Origin of the sequence: Legionella dresdenensis, assembly GCF_042649825.1 — a bacterium.
GTDB classification, from domain to species: domain Bacteria; phylum Pseudomonadota; class Gammaproteobacteria; order Legionellales; family Legionellaceae; genus Legionella_C; species Legionella_C dresdenensis.
In genome coordinates this window covers 75,886-94,224 of record NZ_JBHSAB010000002.1, presented here as the reverse complement: position 1 = coordinate 94,224, position 18,339 = coordinate 75,886, and the positions used below count along the sequence as shown (strand labels likewise).

The window sequence follows — 18,339 nt, the reverse complement described above, 5'->3', positions numbered from 1 at the left end:
GATATGGTCAGGCCTAATAGTAATAATCACTGGCAACGCAGGTGTTACAGTTGACTACATCGACTGGCACTGTATTGACTACGGTAACGGCTTGATAAGGCTGGGTAACAACTACTTCACGATAGCCAATTGCTTTTTTATTAACGCAGCAACCGCAAGCAGTTAAAAGAACAATAGCGGGTAGTAAAATAATCCATTTGGTCATAATTAGCTCCATCAAGGCTGTCATTATAAGTGTAGATTAAATAAACAAATTTCGCCATTGCTCTGATTTATACCGGACAAAGATCAGCCTGACTAACTATTTTTGCTCGTCGGGTTTATGATAATCATCAGATTTTTTACCATTGAGGTAATAAATGAACGTTAATAACTGAGCGACTGCGACATATAATTTGGGCGGGATTTCATGGTTAAGTTTAACCTTTGACAATAAGCCGGTCAGTTCGGGATCTTGCTGTAGCGGAATACCATTTTGATTTGCAATATCAATAATCCGCTCAGCAACAAGCCCGCTTCCTTTCGCAGTCACACGCGGCGCTGACTTACCATCATAGTGGAGCGCTACCGCCTGTTTCATTTCCGGTTTGCTTTCATCTGTCATATTTTTATATCCAATAATTGCATTTGACTGGCATCAATATGATTTTCTTCAAGCCCTTGCCTTATCGCCCAACTTTCCAGGGTCAAGCCTGTGTCGGCGATCAAATCGGCAAAGGCCTGTTGATTGGCATAAAGTAAATCAATTGTTGAGCTCTTTTCGACATTCACCTGAACATCAATGATGTTATCGTGCAAAGTTACTTTGCCCTGGATATCGCCAAGTTCGTTTAAACTGGCGGCGAAGGAAAGCGACCAACTTGACTGGCCGCCCTCCTGAGTAGGACGGTTTTCCTCGATTTTCATTGGAATGACTTCAGGCCCGTTTTCAGTGCGGACTGGTACATCCAGCATCAAAGTAAACGGCATCTGATCATTACCCTTCATATAATTAATCTGGCCTGAATTAATCCGTGCCAATGCCTGTTCGGTTTGCTCATGCAACACGCCAAGCACATCCGCTATTGGCAAATCCTTCAAGACCGGGATATTGATCTTGTGCAGGGGTTGAGGAACGGCGCCTGGCAACTGGATTGATTCATGGCGCATGGAAACAGGCGCCTCATTTGTCGGCAGGCTATGCTTGTTTACCGTCCCCTCCGCATCGATCATCGCCAACAGGCGCAGACTCATGGCTTTAAAATCATTTTGTATCAGACTCTGGCTGGTAAGAGTCTGCTGTTGCGGCAATGGAGGGGCGGCAGCATCAGGCAGAGGCGGCAATGGCACTGTCGGTACTGGCGTTGGCAAGGGTTGTACCGGAGCCGGTTGATTGCCATTGACAGCCAGATTAAACAAGTTCGATTCAAGGAAATAACCACTTTGCTGCACAGTTTTTATAATTTGCTGTGGCAACTGCGATAACGGGGTCAAGGTTGACAACAATTGTTGAACCTGCTGCCTGACTGGCTCAGGCAATTTCGCAATATTTTCAGGGTTACTTAAGGTAGCTAACAGATTCGTTGCCGGCGCCTGTTTGGGCAAGGATTGCATAAGCGCGGCCTGAATAGGATTTTCATTAGGCCTTGCAGGCTCTGGCATGACTTTTAATATCAGCTCATTCTCACCTTGCATGACTTTAACATTCAGTACCTGGCCAGCGGGAAAATCGTAATTGGTTTTAGCTGCCAGATTTCTACCGGCAATATTAAGCAATACTTCATTATTGGGCATAGATTTTACTACAACCGCCCTTAGTTCTTGCCCGAGAGTCAGCTCCGTCGAGACTTTGGTGAGCAATATCTCTTCACGAGGATTGATGCGGCTTATTCCCTGAAGGCCTGAAATATCAATTACCATGCTCAAATTCCTTGAAGGATTAATTCAGGTATGTAAAGGCATACCTGAATGTATTGGTCATTATTGGAAAATTGTCATTTCTTACTTGTCATCTCCAAATGCATTTCACTATACTGATGTCCTTATTATCGGCCATAAAATGAAATGCTTGACTAAATTTTCTGGCCTGGCTGTAAAAAAGGATTTTATGCTCTCAAAGGGAGCTATTTTATTATTACAGGGTGTTATTATGTTAGATAGAGCCAGTATAGTTGATGAGCAGTTCATACAACGGGTCAAAGCAGCCAATTTCCCGCCCGCCCGCAGTCCTTTAATCGCTATTGATAAAAAAATTGCCATTGAACTGTTTGATTCTCAAATCAAATCGCGTCTGCTGGATATTGTAGCCAGAGAATTAAAAGAGAAAGGATTATCCTTTTATACCATAGGCAGCAGCGGACATGAAGGCAACGCGGTTTTTGGGCAGGTATTCCGTCACACGGACATGGCTTTTTTACACTACCGCAGCGGGGCTTTTTTCATCCAACGCTCAAAACAACTGGCCAGCTGCGATGGCGTACGCGATGTTTTATTATCACTGGTAGCAGCAGCCGCTGATCCCATTGCCGGCGGGCGACATAAGGTTTTTGGCAGCGTTCCGCTTAATATTCCGCCACAGACTTCAACAATTGCCTCGCACTTACCAAAAGCATTAGGCACGGCATTGTCGATTACCCGCGCTAAAGAACTGGCAATTCCCAGCAAGTTGGCGTCAGATTCGGTCATTTTATGCTCTTTTGGCGATGCATCAACCAATCATGCCTCAACTCAGGCAACCTTGAATGCGTGTTCATGGCTGGCGAGCCAGAATTATCCTCTGCCATTGGTATTTATCTGTGAGGATAACGGGATTGGCATTTCAGTACCTACGCCTGGCAACTGGATTGAATATTCGATAAAAAACCGCCCCGGCATTCATTATTTATCCTGTGACGGTTTAAATATCAGCGATATTTTCGCGGCCGCTCAACAAGCCGAATACATTGCCCGGACAAAAAAACAACCGGTCTTTCTGCATATGAAATGTGTGCGCCTGCTTGGGCATGCCGGTTCTGATATTGAGTCGCAATACAGGATTCAAGCGGAAATTGAACGGATTGAGGGTGAAGATCCTTTGCTTCATACGGCAAGGATTATCGCAGAAGCCGGCTGGTTGACGACTGATGCCATTGCTGATTTATACCTTAATAACCGCGCCCTGATTGAAGCCAAAGCGGTTGAAGCCATTCGTTTGCCGCGAATGGGCAGCGCTCAGGAAGTAATGTCCTCTATTATTCCCCAAACCCGGAACAAACCGGTTAACCCAGTGATTGATGAAAAATATCGGCAAAAAATCTGGGGCAGTACTTATAGCCAGCTTTCCCTGAAACGTAATCTGTGTCAGCAAATTAACTTTGCTCTCACCGATTTAATGCTGCAGTACCCCAATATGCTGATTTTTGGAGAAGATGTCGGCAAGAAAGGCGGCGTTTATCGAGTTACAGCCGATTTGCAAAGTAAATTCAGTCAACGGCGGGTATTCGACACCATTCTGGATGAAACGACTATTTTAGGTACCGCTATTGGCCTTGCGCATAATGGATTTATTCCTGTACCCGAGATTCAGTTCCTGGCCTATTTGCATAATGCTGAAGATCAGTTACGGGGTGAAGCCGCGACATTGTCGTTTTTTTCTAATGGCCAATACCAGAATCCGATGGTAATTCGGATTGCTTCATTGGCTTATCAGAAAGGCTTTGGCGGTCATTTTCATAATGATAATTCAATTGCGGTATTACGCGATTTGCCTGGCGTCATTGTCGCCTGCCCTTCCAGCGGGCCGGACGCGGCCAAGATGCTGAGAACCTGTTTGCGGCTGGCGCATGAAGAAGGCCGGGTTGTCGTTTTCCTCGAGCCTATTGCTTTATATATGACCAAAGATTTACATGAGGCAGGCGATAATCAATGGCTTTTTGACTACCCTGCCCCAGATCAGGTGATTGCCCAGAATGAGTTAGGAGTGTATGGTGAGGATAGCGATACGGTTATTTTGACTTACGGTAATGGCTATTACCTCTCGCGCCAGGCTGAAAAAATATTGGCTGAACAGCATGGTATTTCGGTTAAAATCATTGATATACGCTGGTTAAATCCTTTACCCGCTGAGGCTATTTTAAAAGAAATTGCCAAGGCAAAACGGGTATTGATTGTCGATGAAGGACGCCGCAGCGCTTCAATCAGCGAAGGACTGATTACGTTACTGGTTGAGCAGGCCCCGCCTGCGTTACGAGTCAAGCGCCTGACTGGCGAAGACTGTTTTATTCCACTAGGCACAGCCTGGCAATATCTGTTGCCAAGCCGTGAAACAATTATTGATGCTGTTTTGGCATTACATTCTGAACAAAGGGAGAAGGATCGTGGACGATTTGCTGTTTCTTGATGAACAATTACACGATGATGAGCGCATGATTCGCGACAGTGTCGCGCGTTTTGTCAGCAATGATGTCATACCGTTAATGGCCGAATCATTTGAACATGCGGAATTCCCGAAGCAATTGATTAAAAAATCGGCTGATCTGGGCCTGCTGGGCTTAACATTACCGGCGCAATATGGCGGCGCCGAAGCCTCTTATGTTGCTTATGGTCTTGTATGTCAGGAGCTTGAGCGCGGCGATAGTGGTCTGCGCAGTTTTGTATCAGTACAAAGCTCGTTATGTATGTACCCAATCTTCCGTTTCGGCAATGAAGAGCAACGTATGCGCTTCTTGCCCGCGATGGCAGCCGGTGAAATTATCGGCTGCTTCGGCTTGACTGAACCTGATTCAGGCTCAGATCCGGCCAGCATGCGCACTACGGCGAAAAAAGTTGCTGGCGGCTGGAAATTAAATGGCGCTAAAATGTGGATTACCAATGCGCCGATCGCAGATATCGCCATTGTATGGGCCAAAACCGATGAAGGCATCCGCGGTTTTATCGTTGAAAAAGAGTTTAGCGGTTTTCACCGTAATGAAATCGAATTAAAAATGTCATTACGCGCTTCAATTACCGGCGAGTTGGTGTTTGAAGATGTTTTTGTACCCGATGCAAACCTGCTGCCCGAAACCAAAGGTTTAGGCTCGGCGCTGAGCTGTTTGAGTCAGGCACGCTATGGCATTGCCTGGGGCGCTATTGGTGCCGCGATGGCCTGCTTTGACATCACTCGCGATTACCTGCTGGATCGTAAACAATTTGACAAGCCTTTGGCATCATTCCAATTAATTCAGAGAGACTTGGCTAATATGTACACTGAAATTATTAAAGCACAGTGTATGAATCTGCAAATAGGCCGTTTAAAAGATGCCGGCCGTGAGACACCTGTCATGATTTCCCTTGCAAAAGGAAACGCCTGCCGCGAAGCCATAAAGATAGCGCGCGATTGCCGTAATCTGCTGGGCGGCAATGGCATCAGCCTGGAGTATCATGTGATTCGCCATATGTTAAACCTGGAGTCGGTATTTACTTATGAAGGTACGGATAACGTGCATACGTTGGTTTTGGGACGGCATATTACCGGGATCAATGCGTTTGGATAACGTCTGTCGTTTGTAGTGCAGTGCGGGTAAGGGTTCCGGGTTAAAGCGCTTTCACAAACACGCATAAAGTCATCCTGACGCTCCCAGATGCCATCCATGGCATCTGAGGGTTTGCGAAAGCGCTTTAACCCGGAACCCTTACTGCAAGATTGAAGAAAACCGCAGAATTGCCGGTTACAAAAAAATGCTATTGTCATTTACATCAAGACCAGCTATCATGCACATTCCAAATCGGGGCGTAGCGCAGCCTGGTAGCGTACTAGCATGGGGTGCTAGTGGTCGAAGGTTCAAATCCTTCCGTCCCGACCATAAATTGCCTTTTAAAATCAGTAAGTTGCATCTTCTTAGTTAAATCCTTTAAAAATCAAAAATTCTGCTAGGTGTACTTTTGTTTTTTAGAAATTATTAAATCAAAATAACTCATCATTAAATATTGATAGTTAAATGACCTATAATTCCTAAGTGATAGACCTTTAAACAACAATAATTGGGATAGCAAACTTAATACAATGTCTCGTGCTTACTATGCTTCTGACATCGAACAATTTATCAAAGACTCCCCAAGTTACATTCTTGGCGAGTTATCTACCTTCCATTCCTTTTCTCTTGATGAGTTACAGCGCAACGCTTGGCTAAAACAGATCGAGATCTGTAAAACCATTGGATCAGCCTTAGCGAGTTCCTATATTGCATTTGAATTCTCTATTCCAAGAATGGGGAAAAGAGTGGATGTTATCCTTCTTCACAAAGGAATCATCTTTGTTTTAGAGTTTAAAGTAGGGGATAAACAATACACAAATAGCGCCTTAACCCAGGCGCTAGATTACGCTTTAGATTTGAAAAATTTTCACGAACAAAGCCATTCTCGTTATATAGTGCCAATTTTAGTAGCTACTGATGCACCGAATTTCTATAACAATATAGATAGATATAATGACAAAGTATATTCACCGCTTAGGGCAAATAAGGAAAATCTTCTTGCAATCATAAATGAAATTACGAGGTCGATATCAGTTGCTAATCTCGTTTCAGAAACATGGATGGACTCAATATATAAACCAACACCAACAATTATTGAAGCTGCACAAGCACTCTATAAAGGGCATAGTGTTACAGAAATTTCCCGTTCAGATTCTGGTGCAATTAATCTTAGTCTCACTTCTAAAGCAATTTCAGAGATAATTGATAGTTCCAAGTTAAACAATCGTAAATCAATTTGTTTTATTACAGGGGTTCCTGGTGCTGGAAAGACTCTTGCTGGCCTTAACATTGCAAACGAACGACATGATATAGATGCCGGTGAACATGCAGTGTTTTTATCTGGTAATGGTCCGTTGGTTGCTGTGCTTCAAGAGGCACTTGCACGCGATGAAGTGGCAGACGGAAAAAGAGCTAAAAGTAAAATATCCAAAAAAGAAGCACAATCTAAAACTAAGGCATTTATACAGAATATTCATCATTTTAGAGATGATGCCCTTCAGCATTTCCTTCCTCCTGTTGAGCGAGTTGCTGTATTTGATGAGGCTCAACGGGCCTGGACCTTAGAGCAAACAACTTTTTTCATGAAAAGAAAAAAAGGTATCTCAGATTTTGATATGTCAGAACCTGAGTTCTTAATTAGTGTTATGGATCGCCACCAAAATTGGTCCATTATTATATGCTTAATTGGCGGTGGCCAAGAAATCAATACTGGTGAAGCAGGACTTTCTGAGTGGTTTCATGCCATAAAAAAAGATTATCCTCATTGGGATGTGTATGTTTCCAACAAACTTACAGATACTGAGTATACTAATGTACAAAATATTTACTCAGATTTTCAAGAAGGTCAAATCAATATAAGGGATGAACTTCATCTTGCAGTTTCAATGAGGTCTTTTCGGTCAGAGAAACTCTCAATGTTCGTGAAGGCAATTTTAGATTGCCAATTAGAAGATGCCAAACGAATTCTGGATAACTTAAATCCACTCTATCCAATTGTTTTAACACGAGATCTCAATACAGCAAAACATTGGCTTAAAAGTAAGGCAAGGGGCTCCGAAAGCATGGGCATCATTGCCTCGTCAGGAGCATATAGATTAAAACCTTATGGAATTCATATTAAGTCTGAGATAGATCCAATTCAATGGTTTTTAAATCCTCATGATGATGTACGTTCATCTAATTTTTTGGAGGACGTCGCTACCGAATTCGATATTCAAGGCCTAGAGCTCGATTGGACCTGTGTTGCTTGGGATGCAAATTTAAGAAAAACAGCTACTGGTTGGAGTTACAAAAAATTTAGCGGGACAAAATGGTCAAACATCAATGATGAAACACGCAAAAGGTACTTATTAAATACCTACAGGGTATTGCTTACCAGGGCCCGACAGGGAATGGTAATTTTTGTTCCAAAGGGCGATCAGAGTGATGAAACAAGATTGCCGGAATTTTATGATTCTATATATGACTATCTGAGTCAAGTTGGCATCCCAACAATCTAATAACAAAGTAAGCCTTGGTTTAGCGAAACGGTATTCGTACACAGCCTGCACCAAGTCTACGTTTGCTTCTATAGGCAGAAGGATTTGGATAGATAAAGTTCGATTTGCTAATTTTGAATTTTTCCTAGAATTTCTTCATCAATGTAAAATGTTTTGTTTTTTTTGACTAAATTCCAAAGTTTTTCGGGATCCAAGTTATCCAGTCCCAATTTTTGCTGTAATTGAGAAATTTTCTTATCAAGACTTAATTGTAGTTCATTCAATAAAGATAAAACAGTGCCATCATTGAACTCAATAGTAGAGGACGTTTGAAATAAATGCTGACCTAGGACAATATTTCCTTTTACATTTTTACCTCTTAAAACTTTGTTAACTTCTTTAGGGGGAGGACAAAGCAGTGGCAAGCATATTTTTTCATGAATAGACTTGCCAGCATGTGCGATGTATTGGTGTCTCATTTCCATTAAAAGTTCATGGATGTCTTGGTGGTGTGCGTTTTTAATAATCTTTTTGTCCAGTTTGATTTTTCTACCATCAGCTGTTGTAAAGCATTTACCGTAAGTGATAACAATAGCTCTTGTTAGTCCTTTTATTATTACATTGCTTCCTATATCGTCACATGTTTGTAGAACCTTATTATGTTCTTGAATAAATAAAGAAGTATCCGTTATATCTTTTTTGATTAGTATATAGCCACAAAGTTGTTGGGCTAATTTGGTTTGTAATAACAGTGTTGGAATAGCTGGAGCAGACTTTCTTTTGTAGTGATAGGTGATTACGGGTTTTCCCTGGGCATTAATAAAAGTTTGTTGATACCAATCTTTATCTACACGTTTCCATGTGGTTTTCACTATCATTCCTTATAGTAGGAAGGAAAAATTGCTCTTCATCCCTGCTTATGTCGAAAAAGATTACATCTTCTATCATTTTTCTAGAGCATGTTTACATGGGTGAAATATTTCATTCTTATTATAAGCATACCTCAAAAATAGCGTTTAAGTATGAAAAATACTGTTTTGAAAGATAGCTCACTTTAGTTTTTTCTACCCAAGATAGGTTTTAGTAATATTCAAACGAGAATGCCCAAGTTCACGGCTAATAATTGATCGCGCCTGCTTATCAATTTTCTTTTCGTTACTATTGAGTTCTTTAGTAGCTTTTACGCCAGCTATCGGGCAGACTAATCCAATTTTTAAAGAATCAAATTCTTTAGTCAATTCGGAATATCTACGTTGAGCATAAGCATGACGCAGGCCATGTAATTTACAAACGCCCATTAACTTAACATGTTGTTGATAATGACCTAAATGCTGCTTATAGGTTCTTACCGTAGGAATTAGGGACTCACCACGTCTTATTTGTTGCCAGACTTTTGATAGCCATTTCATTTGTTCTTCATTAGTAATTTTAAGCAATCGTCCAATACCACCCTTTGTCCAACTGGGTTTGATATGCAAACAATCACCATGCCAAGCTTCACTGAGTACAAATTTCATTGGCTCTTCCCTACGTAAACCAAAAAGCATTTGTGCTTCAAGTGATAGGCGAATATGTGGGTCGGTACATAAGTTTAAATCGATATGGTGAATAGCTTTGTTTTGAGTAGGAATATTAATGCGTTTATCAATTTGATAGGAATCATTGCCTGCTTTTACCAGTTTGGGTTTATCAAGAAAATAAGCGAGCTTACGTAATTTGGACATGTAATTTTTGATAGTTGCAGGACTTTTTCCTTGCTTTTTCCAGTGTTCAACCAATACATAGATATGCTTGGACTTTAGGCCATTTAAATGGCCAACTTTAAAACCCAATTCATGTAGGTCTTTCATGCAGCGGTTATAACCAAGATGCATTAAATTTGATTCATTCTAGGAAATTGATTGAGAGTGTCAATAGAGGAAATGGGGTTGATAGCAAATGATATTAAATGAACCTTATATTTTTTTTACTGAGAAGTTTTTGCATTGGTAATTGGTTATTTTTGTTCAAAATTGTTTAAAAATTTTTCCTCGCGCGCGTAAAAACATAAAAAACAGATTTTGGAGTTATGAGGTGGGTCGGCCTAGAGAATTTTGCTTTGTCTGGTTTTTAGATTTCGACAGGTTTTTTCTCCTTGCTACTATTGGATCTTGCTATGTCGGGTTTGTGCCGGGTTGATGTGTCGGGTTAAGGTCGGCCTTGTTTTGGACAGAGCTATGCTCATTGATTTGGGGAGTTAAAAAAATTGTGGTGAAAGTTTAGTTTAATGGTCATCTATTGATGATGTTTATTTAAATCGGAGTATTTGTCAAAGGTTTTTTCTACCTGTTATTGATTGAATATATATGAAGTTATTTTCAAACTGTGACAAATTGTCACAGTTTAATTTAATCAAAATCAGACAAAGTCTTACCAAATTTAAATAAATGGTAAGACTTTGTCTGATTTTGAGATGGAAGATAAATTTTAAATAAATTTAGATGGGGGGGAGCAGTTATACGCAATGAATTAATTGAATCGGCTTGGGCTTTTTGCATTCGGTATTCACAAATATTTGGCTTCTTTTGAAGTTTGAATGGAAATTCTTTTGTTCAATTTAGGTTTTGGTCTGTGTTTGTTCGATAATGTAAATCCGTAACACTTGCTCAGTATTTTCATTCATACTGGTTATTTCATCCCCACATTTTTCCCATTCGCTGACATCGGTGTGCGGTTCATGAACCACGGTGTCACCAAACTCACGTAGAGGCATGGAAAAATAAGTACGAATGAATTTAACTTGATTACCAGTTAATCTTTCTTCTTGGGTAGCCAATTTTTTGATTATTTCATCAGCCACGTAGCGGACATCAATTTGGGGATGCCATTCGTTATTAATATTAATCATTTCTACATTTTCTAATTCAGTAGGAAAACCAAGTCCTTTGTAGAGGAATATGGGTTCAACTTTAGTATTCATGGTATTTCCTTCTTTTTTAGAGGTATTCCTTTCTTATTTTATACTACTCGGTTTTGTTAATCATTATCTCAATTCGTTTTATATGTTCTAAGGTTTCATCAAAATCGGGGGCTTTACCAACAAAAAACATATCAGCCATCTTGCTATGATCAGCTTTTAATTGCTCCATAAATAGTTTATTAGGATATAGACGCAATGAGCCAATGACTGCTTTATCATAATTCGCCCATTTTACAGGAAAATAAATAGATTTATTCTTTCTAACGTCATCTAGCAATGCAATATCCTGTAATGCTTCTCGGGTTAGATTTTTGTTATCTAACATAACAATATCGTAATAATGTCGAAAGAGACGATAAGGAAGTAATTTTTCTGGAGAACGGTGGTATTCCGCATGTAGTAGCGTGATCTTTTCCCAGTAAGTACGTTTAGCTAATAAAGTACGGACAGTAACTTCTGGCGCTTTGCCTCTAAGTTCGGGTAGTAGCTGATGACAATAAGAAGTAACACTTTTATTTTCACACGGACTTATACCCCCTCGGGCACCAAACTCCAGCTTTATGGCTGATTGAATATATTCATTATCTTTTTTAGGAACGCTATTGGGGTAATGAAATATCAGACTTTGCTCATCATGTTCATCTGGCTCCAATCGCCACTCAGAATCATCAAAATATGCGGAAAGACTCTTGCTAAATTCAGTTTGTAATATGGGCTTAATCTCCCCGCTAATTTTGTTTTTGACTGTCTTGCTCAACTCTTCAAGCCGCTTATCTCTCTGTTTTCGTGTATTACAACTTGCAGGATCATTTTCATCGTCTATGCCCATATATTCTTTGCTGAACGTTAAATCAATATCTTCTGAAAAGCGGTCAATGATGTTGTAACATTTTGAAAGTGAAGTCCCTCCTTTAAAAATCACATGAGGAGATAGGTCTTTATTAGAGAAAATATGATCTAGAGTCCAGCATACCCAAAAATCCTTCTCAATTATAATTGGGTTCTTAATTGTTGTGGAACGAGCGGTGGCTTCTTCAAAAGCTTGTTGGCGCTCTTTAGGGCTAAATTCCAATAGATCTTGCATTATTATTTTCCTAGGATTTTCAAAACAACGTAAATCATCCAGTCTGGTAGCTGATTTAATATTTTTTTAAGTTGGGCTTTATCTCTTTGCGACAATATTTGTTTACTTTTCTGCACCATATCATCAGTAATATGATTCTTTCCAATATGGTTTAATGCATTAAGTACCTTAATCACATTTGGATTTAAAGGTAGGTTATTCATAAATTTTGAATGACTAAATTTTATTGGATAGTTCGCTATGGTTTTTTGTCGAGATACACCAGAAACAATATAAGACGGTGTTGCCGATACTTGATCATCAAAACCAAGCTGATTAGCTAATTGAGCACCGCCGGGTTGAATAGTATCTCCCTTTTTTGATGCAATCGCGCTTGCTATTGCATCTGGATTTGCTGATAAAGTTCCGAGTTTTGAATGTTTGACTGGAAAATCATATATCCCATGCCCAATTTTCCTGATAACACCTTTTTCAACCAGCCTGTGTAAAGTCACACCTACTGTATTGCGAGGCGCTATATCAAGAAAATCTTTAGGCGTGAAAACCCAACCGCGTTGTTTCGCTCTGATTCGCCTTAAAATGCTGTCGCTCGTCGATTTCATGATTAGCCCATGTAATATATTTTATATAAAAAACATTACATAAAATTATTTAGTTTATTTTATATCCATATGATATATAACGTTTATTTTATAATTTATATAAAAAAGTGCTTTTTAATATTATAGCATGCATAAAACAAACAACAATGTTTTGGTGATAAATTTTCAATTTGAATAAAATTAGAGGCAAAACGATAAAGAACGTACTTTGGTAACAAAATGTCACCGGCTCTTCTTTTAAGGATGACTTTTATTCTTTGTGCCAATTATAAGGTATACTTAACCAGCTTCCAACCGGCTGATATTTATGATTACCCAACATTCTTCTACGGCAGAAAAAATCGCATTATATCAATCGCTATTTCGAGGGCGTTCTGATGTCTATCCTCGCCGGTTTCAAAATAGAAAAACAAATAAATCTGGATATGCGCCTGCTTGTAAAAATGAATGGGTTAGAAATGTCTGCCAAAAACCGCGCATCAAGTGCATGGATTGTCAACATCGACAATTCATTCCTATAGACAATGAGGTTATATATTGGCATTTGCAAGGATATGACAATAAAGGCCAGGATTTTGTGATGGGTATTTACCCTATGCTATTGGATGAATCCTGTTATTTTCTTGCGGCTGATTTTGACAAAGCAACCTGGGAGCAGGATTCAGTTGCTTTTCTGAAAACCTGTCATCAAAAAAGCTTGCCTGCGGTACTTGAGCGTTCTCGCTCTGGTAATGGCGCACATGTTTGGCTGTTTTTTGAGGAATCAATCCCCGCAGCACTAGCAAGAAAATTAGGTGCTTCAATTTTAACAGAGGCCATGGAGTCTAATCCTGAAGTTGGCTTGGATTCATATGATCGATTTTTTCCCAATCAAGATACATTACCTCGGGGTGGTTTTGGCAACCTAATTGCTTTACCTCTACAAAAAGCAGCACGCCATACCGGTAATAGTGTATTTATTGATGAACACTTACAAATTATTGAAGATCAGTGGGCTTATCTTGCAGGTATTAAGAAAATAACTCGTTTTGAAATAGAACAATTAGTAAATGAGGCAGAGACTAAAGGACGTGTTGTTGGTATCCGATTAGAAATTACTGAAGAAGAAAATAGAACGCCTTGGAAACCACCAGTACCATTGCCAATAATTGATACATTACCAAAAAAAATACACTTGGTCATCAGTAATGAGATTTTTATTGAAAAGGAATCATTGCCATCGCCGTTATTAAATAGACTGATTCGTATTGCTGCCTTTCAAAATCCTGATTTCTATAAAGCGCAAGCTATGCGATTACCAGTCTATGAAAAGCCTCGTATCATTGGATGTGCTCGTGATTACTCACACCATATTGGGCTTCCTCGCGGATGTTTTGATGATATTACGAAATTGCTGCGTGAGCTAAAAATTAAATACACCATCCAAGAAGAATTGTTTGCGGGGGAGCCCATAGATATTCAATTTTGTGGAGAGCTTAGGCCGGAACAGCAACTTGCTGTAGATGCGTTAATGCAATCAGATATTGGCGTACTTTCTGCTACGACGGCATTTGGTAAAACAGTAGTCGCTGCCTGGATGATTGCTAAAAGAAAAACCAACACCTTGATTATTGTTCATACTAAGCAACTGCAAGATCAATGGGTAGATCGGCTACAAACCTTTCTTGGTCTTCCTGCTAAAAAAATTGGTAGATTTGGTGGGGGGCGAAAGAAAATTACAGGCTTTATTGATATTGCACTAATTCAAAGCCTCACCAAGCATGCTGAAATTGAAAGTATGCTCTCTCAATATGGGTATGTCATTGTCGATGAATGCCACCATATTCCATCTATCAGCTTTGACGATATTATTCGACAAGTCAAAGCCAAATTTATTACAGGCTTGTCAGCCACTCTGGTGCGTAAAGATGGTCGCCATCCTATTATTATGATGCGTTGTGGTTCTGTTCTTCATCGTGTGGATGCTAAAGCCCAAGCCATTGTTAGACCTTTTGAGCATTATGTTTTTGTGCGCCCAACAAGTTTTCGTCCTTACAAGCAGACTCATGAAAACTTGCGTATTCAGTTTCAAGATTTATATGAGGAATTAATGCATGATGATTATCGTAATCAAATGATTTGTAATGATGTGATTCATGCCGTCAAAAAAGGACGGTCTCCTATTATTTTAACAGAGCGCAATGAACATTTGGATATACTGCATCAACAATTAAAACCTGAAGTAAATCATTTAATTGTGCTTAAAGGTGGCCTTGGCGCTAAAGAAATGAAACAAGCAATATCACAATTAACAGCGATTCCTCCAGATGAGGAACGTGTTGTGCTTGCAACGGGTCGATTTGTTGGTGAAGGATTTGATGATGCGCGGTTAGATACTTTATTTTTGACCCTACCTATTTCTTGGAAAGGGACTATTGCCCAATATGTAGGGCGTCTTCATCGATTGCATGATACAAAAAAAGAAGTGCATGTATATGATTATGCTGATTTCGCTGTTCCCATGTTAGAGCGTATGTTTCAACGCAGATCGAGTGCTTATGAATCTGTTGGTTATAAAATGATACAGCCAGCGAGTGCTTACCCAGGATGGCCATCAGATGTTGTTCTTCCTGTGGAGCCTCTTTGGAAAAATGACTATGGCGGTACCGTTAGGCGCTTGGTTTTAGATGGGGTTGATAACTCATTAGCGCAATTATTCTCGAATGTTGCAATGTTAGAATCTGATCAAATTGATCGCGCTCGTAGTCTCATTGAAGCTTTCTTGTTTTGTCGCTTGGAGACATTACCCGAAACGAAGGGGCGGTTTCAATTAAATCACGTATTAACGATTCCATTTGATGGGCTGGGTGGTCTGGAGGTTGATCTGCTCTGTGCTGATGCTCGTGTTGCTATTGAAATTGATGGGATTCAACATCTCTCATCCAAGGAAGCTTATCGTACTGACAGGCGCAAGGATTTGTTATTGCAGGAACACGGTTATATAGTTTTGAGGTTTCTTGCCGAAGATGTCAGTAAACGGCTTGATATGGTACTTGATACTATTTTGCGTGTACTTTATAAAAATAAGCCGAATCAAAAGATTATTAATTAAATCAGACAAAACCTATCCATTTGTTTATAACTGATTAGATTATGGCTGATCACCTCAGGCAGCTAAGGATTATCTTTTTTAAGCTTAATTACGTTTTCCCCCATATGTTCCAAAATGGAGCTTGTGCTATTTTTTTTCAATTCACGCTGTAAAAACATTCTTTAAATGCTAATAATTGCTGGGTGTTTAAATTAATTTTTCCAGCGAGATGTTTTAATCCAACCTTTGTTTGACAGACATCAATTGCTAGATTAATTTGTGTGGGTGTAAATTGTTTTTTTTTCGTTCATTCCAAGCGTAAGTATATTTTATAACATCATCTTGAGAGTTTATTAGATTATGATTAATAACCCAATGTACTGTTACAAGCAGTTCTAGACCAAAGGGGGGGTTCAAAACCGTCTACTAAATCAGCATTCAGTTATCATACTCAAATTTGGGTAAGATCTTGGGTTAATTTTATAACTACTAGTTTTTATCTTTTATATATCTATAGATTACAAAGCGGTTCGAGCCCATCCAAGGGAGCCAATTAAATTCTTTATTAACTACTCGTTTCTATCACAAACAACCTCTTTATTGAGTTATGGCGAGCTACTGTGGTTTTTAGGATTAATTTTTATATTATTTGGCAGCAGACTCCTCTATCGAAATAAACACTATGTCGTTCGTGATTGGTTTAGCAGGACAAACTCTATTAAAAATAGAATGGCTTTATGGTCTGTTGGCACTTCACTGTCTAGCTTTTTGCTGTTTTTTTTAATGGCCTATTTATTTTCTGCCATTGATAAACAATTGCTCTTAGGCTTACCGATTTTCATACTGTTTTATTCTATTATTGTGGTTGTCTTTTCTGTTATTATGGGCAAGCGTTTTGAAGCACCGTTTAAACAAATTGCAGCCAATATTGAACACTTAATGTTACAGAATGATAAAAGCAAAGTTGATGATAATTTTTCAACACAAGAATTTGTTTTTCTACAACAATTTATTTTTAATGCTTTCGAAATAAAAGAAAAAAAAGAACAGGCTAAACAAGAGTTCATCAATATAACAACGCAAGCTGACAAGCACCCAAACAAAAGATGACCTTGAAAAGGATAATTTTGATGCAGCTAAAATTACGATGCCTTCATATACCGATTTTCTATCAAGCATAAATGTTCCAAAGGAGAAATTCTATGCAAAAAGAAGTTCGTTTTGCTACTATAAAAGATTTTGATTTTATATATGATTCCATCCAGGAAGACTTGGAAGAACAGGGAGTATTGCACCGGTTCAACTATTCAAAAGAAGCTTTTAAGCAAGCTGTTTTTGGTAAAAAACCACTAGGAACTTTTTTAATTCTTTTAATGGATGGCAAGCCAGCTGGCTTTGCAAATTATGCCATTGATCACCGTAACTTCACCGCAAATACGCTTGCAAATCTTTATCTTAATGATTTGTTTGTTAAGAAAGCTTATCGCCATAAGAAGGGAGCCACCTTACTTATTAATAAGTTAAAAGAGATTGCAAAACATGAGAATTGTGGCCGAATCGAATTCTTTATTCTTGCGGAAAATAAGGTCGCACAAGCGTTTTATGAAAAAGTGCTGCCAAGCCAAATTATCAATGATAAATTGCATTACATGCGGTTTGAGTTAAAGCCTCACCTCGAACAATAGTCGTCTCTTTTCCAAGAGAATAAAGATAACTCTCCACATCGGCATAACATTCTTTATCCTCCAGATAACCTATATATTGAAGCGGCGTGATACTGTTTGAAAACGGTCTTTTTAAGAATGGTGTGCTAGTGGTCGAAGGTTCAAATCTGATTTTATGCCTTTACGTTTTGAGACCATGTTTGATAATAAAATTGTATTTACTATTTGTGATAAAATAACATATAATGCGATTATATTTTGATCAAAATTGGGTTAATGCAATGCCGTTAAATTATATTTATATTCTTAGTAAAAATCCTGTCAATGCTAAAGCCTTAACTGATAGAAAGCAAATTCCTTTATTTATTAAAGATGAAAGAATGTGTCATTTCCCCACGGCTTTTGAAGGATGGCAAACCGCAATCACTACAGCAGCAGAAGAAGCTGAAAAAAATTGTTCCTCTTCTCAAGTGTATCTAGTTTACAAATGTGTTGATATGCGGAAATCTCGTACTTGGTCTCATTTTTATAATGTTGATCGTTATTTTTGGTTTCAAGAACCAGAAGATTTGAGTATTGTTGAAATTCAGCCTGTTTGTATTGAAGACAAAAAAATAGTTAGTCGCTCGTGGAGTTATGGTAAGGTTTCTGGTGAACTGCAGCATAAACCTTTTAGCTTTGTTCCAGAGCCTAAATTTGAATCTCCGCATGATATTGCTGATTTAGAAAGAAATGTTAAGTTATATATTCTTTATCGCACGGGAGAGGAGCGTGGCCATATTGCTTATTTACGCAAATTTGGACCATTCAAAGGGTATTCTGTTGCTCAGAAGAAAATGGCGGCTGAAAAACTACTATCTGCTATTGAGAATCCCAAAATTAGCTTTACTGATGAAGAATTAAAAATTTTGAAAAATGGTGTATTAGGAAAAGCAACTACAGAATTTGAAAATTTGATTAAAGAACATGCTGTTCGCCATGAATTTTCAGTTAAATAAGTATGCTTAAGATG

At 39.0% G+C, this 18,339-nt stretch carries 14 protein-coding genes, 1 tRNA gene and 1 pseudogene; 8 read left to right on the top strand and 8 right to left on the bottom strand.

The genetic code is table 11. The features are described from left to right. Positions 1 to 13: 13 nt before the first annotated feature. From ACFORL_RS03155 to fliK, 3 genes are all read right to left on the bottom strand, one after another. A complete protein-coding gene (locus ACFORL_RS03155; protein WP_382341023.1) occupies positions 14 to 205 on the bottom strand; it encodes a hypothetical protein in 192 nt (63 codons plus the stop codon). A gap of 96 nt (positions 206 to 301) precedes the next feature. Continuing rightward, complete coding sequence (locus ACFORL_RS03150; RefSeq protein ID WP_382341021.1) at positions 302 to 604, bottom strand: EscU/YscU/HrcU family type III secretion system export apparatus switch protein; 303 nt, start codon at positions 602 to 604, stop codon at positions 302 to 304. Beyond that, complete coding sequence (gene fliK, locus ACFORL_RS03145; protein WP_382341019.1) at positions 601 to 1,899, bottom strand: flagellar hook-length control protein FliK; 1,299 nt, start codon at positions 1,897 to 1,899, stop codon at positions 601 to 603. The genes ACFORL_RS03150 and fliK overlap by 4 nt, the downstream gene beginning before the upstream one ends. A 229-nt stretch (positions 1,900 to 2,128) precedes the next feature. Between fliK and ACFORL_RS03140 the strand changes: the two genes are divergently transcribed. The 4 genes from ACFORL_RS03140 (at position 2,129) to ACFORL_RS03125 (ending at position 7,969) form a co-directional block, all read left to right on the top strand. Next, a complete protein-coding gene (locus ACFORL_RS03140) occupies positions 2,129 to 4,357 on the top strand; it encodes a dehydrogenase E1 component subunit alpha/beta (RefSeq protein ID WP_382341119.1) in 2,229 nt (742 codons plus the stop codon). Continuing rightward, complete coding sequence (locus tag ACFORL_RS03135; protein ID WP_382341017.1) at positions 4,335 to 5,489, top strand: acyl-CoA dehydrogenase family protein; 1,155 nt, start codon at positions 4,335 to 4,337, stop codon at positions 5,487 to 5,489. The genes ACFORL_RS03140 and ACFORL_RS03135 overlap by 23 nt, the downstream gene beginning before the upstream one ends. A 232-nt stretch (positions 5,490 to 5,721) precedes the next feature. Next, positions 5,722 to 5,798: transfer RNA gene (locus ACFORL_RS03130), tRNA-Pro, on the top strand. Positions 5,799 to 5,998: 200 nt separating this feature from the next. Beyond that, on the top strand, positions 5,999 to 7,969 hold the full coding sequence (locus ACFORL_RS03125) for a DUF2075 domain-containing protein (RefSeq protein ID WP_382341015.1): 1,971 nt from the start codon (positions 5,999 to 6,001) through the stop codon (positions 7,967 to 7,969). A gap of 107 nt (positions 7,970 to 8,076) precedes the next feature. Here the strand turns inward: ACFORL_RS03125 and ACFORL_RS03120 are convergent, their stop codons facing one another. The 5 genes and pseudogenes from ACFORL_RS03120 to ACFORL_RS03100 all read right to left on the bottom strand — a co-directional run bounded on the left by ACFORL_RS03120 (position 8,077) and on the right by ACFORL_RS03100 (position 12,593). Further along, positions 8,077 to 8,820, bottom strand: coding sequence for a hypothetical protein (locus ACFORL_RS03120; protein ID WP_382341013.1), 744 nt, complete (start codon positions 8,818 to 8,820; stop codon positions 8,077 to 8,079). Between the two features lie 192 nt (positions 8,821 to 9,012). Further along, positions 9,013 to 9,810 (bottom strand): annotated as a pseudogene (locus tag ACFORL_RS03115) (integrase domain-containing protein); the annotation flags it as partial. Between the two features lie 734 nt (positions 9,811 to 10,544). Beyond that, positions 10,545 to 10,907: a hypothetical protein gene (locus ACFORL_RS03110; RefSeq protein ID WP_382341011.1), complete on the bottom strand. Its 363-nt coding sequence runs from the start codon at positions 10,905 to 10,907 to the stop codon at positions 10,545 to 10,547. A gap of 43 nt (positions 10,908 to 10,950) precedes the next feature. Further along, a complete protein-coding gene (locus tag ACFORL_RS03105) occupies positions 10,951 to 11,991 on the bottom strand; it encodes a nucleotidyl transferase AbiEii/AbiGii toxin family protein (protein ID WP_382341009.1) in 1,041 nt (346 codons plus the stop codon). A 2-nt stretch (positions 11,992 to 11,993) separates the two neighbouring features. Beyond that, a complete protein-coding gene (locus tag ACFORL_RS03100; protein ID WP_382341007.1) occupies positions 11,994 to 12,593 on the bottom strand; it encodes a DUF6088 family protein in 600 nt (199 codons plus the stop codon). A gap of 307 nt (positions 12,594 to 12,900) precedes the next feature. On the opposite strand from ACFORL_RS03100, the gene ACFORL_RS03095 reads away from it, so the two are divergent. The 4 genes from ACFORL_RS03095 to ACFORL_RS03080 all read left to right on the top strand — a co-directional run bounded on the left by ACFORL_RS03095 (position 12,901) and on the right by ACFORL_RS03080 (position 18,325). Continuing rightward, entirely contained in the window at positions 12,901 to 15,684 is a 2,784-nt protein-coding gene (locus ACFORL_RS03095) for a TOTE conflict system archaeo-eukaryotic primase domain-containing protein (protein WP_382341005.1), read from the top strand. A 708-nt stretch (positions 15,685 to 16,392) separates the two neighbouring features. Beyond that, complete coding sequence (locus ACFORL_RS03090) at positions 16,393 to 16,773, top strand: hypothetical protein (RefSeq protein ID WP_382341003.1); 381 nt, start codon at positions 16,393 to 16,395, stop codon at positions 16,771 to 16,773. Between the two features lie 92 nt (positions 16,774 to 16,865). Beyond that, positions 16,866 to 17,348 (top strand): GNAT family N-acetyltransferase, encoded by a 483-nt coding sequence (locus ACFORL_RS03085; protein WP_382341001.1) that lies wholly within the window; start codon positions 16,866 to 16,868, stop codon positions 17,346 to 17,348. 260 nt (positions 17,349 to 17,608) lie between these two features. Continuing rightward, positions 17,609 to 18,325, top strand: a complete 717-nt coding sequence (locus ACFORL_RS03080; protein ID WP_382340999.1) for a hypothetical protein — start codon at positions 17,609 to 17,611, stop codon at positions 18,323 to 18,325. The last annotated feature ends 14 nt before the right edge of the window (positions 18,326 to 18,339 follow it).

Coding starts and splice junctions, on each gene's coding strand:
- ACFORL_RS03155 (WP_382341023.1), bottom strand. CDS start 205: ATGACCAAATGGATTATTTTACTACCCGCTATTGTTCTTTTAACTGCT.
- ACFORL_RS03150 (WP_382341021.1), bottom strand. CDS start 604: ATGACAGATGAAAGCAAACCGGAAATGAAACAGGCGGTAGCGCTCCAC.
- fliK (WP_382341019.1), bottom strand. CDS start 1,899: ATGGTAATTGATATTTCAGGCCTTCAGGGAATAAGCCGCATCAATCCT.
- ACFORL_RS03140 (WP_382341119.1), top strand. CDS start 2,129: ATGTTAGATAGAGCCAGTATAGTTGATGAGCAGTTCATACAACGGGTC.
- ACFORL_RS03125 (WP_382341015.1), top strand. CDS start 5,999: ATGTCTCGTGCTTACTATGCTTCTGACATCGAACAATTTATCAAAGAC.
- ACFORL_RS03110 (WP_382341011.1), bottom strand. CDS start 10,907: ATGAATACTAAAGTTGAACCCATATTCCTCTACAAAGGACTTGGTTTT.
- ACFORL_RS03105 (WP_382341009.1), bottom strand. CDS start 11,991: ATGCAAGATCTATTGGAATTTAGCCCTAAAGAGCGCCAACAAGCTTTT.
- ACFORL_RS03100 (WP_382341007.1), bottom strand. CDS start 12,593: ATGAAATCGACGAGCGACAGCATTTTAAGGCGAATCAGAGCGAAACAA.
- ACFORL_RS03095 (WP_382341005.1), top strand. CDS start 12,901: ATGATTACCCAACATTCTTCTACGGCAGAAAAAATCGCATTATATCAA.
- ACFORL_RS03090 (WP_382341003.1), top strand. CDS start 16,393: ATGGCTTTATGGTCTGTTGGCACTTCACTGTCTAGCTTTTTGCTGTTT.
- ACFORL_RS03085 (WP_382341001.1), top strand. CDS start 16,866: ATGCAAAAAGAAGTTCGTTTTGCTACTATAAAAGATTTTGATTTTATA.
- ACFORL_RS03080 (WP_382340999.1), top strand. CDS start 17,609: ATGCCGTTAAATTATATTTATATTCTTAGTAAAAATCCTGTCAATGCT.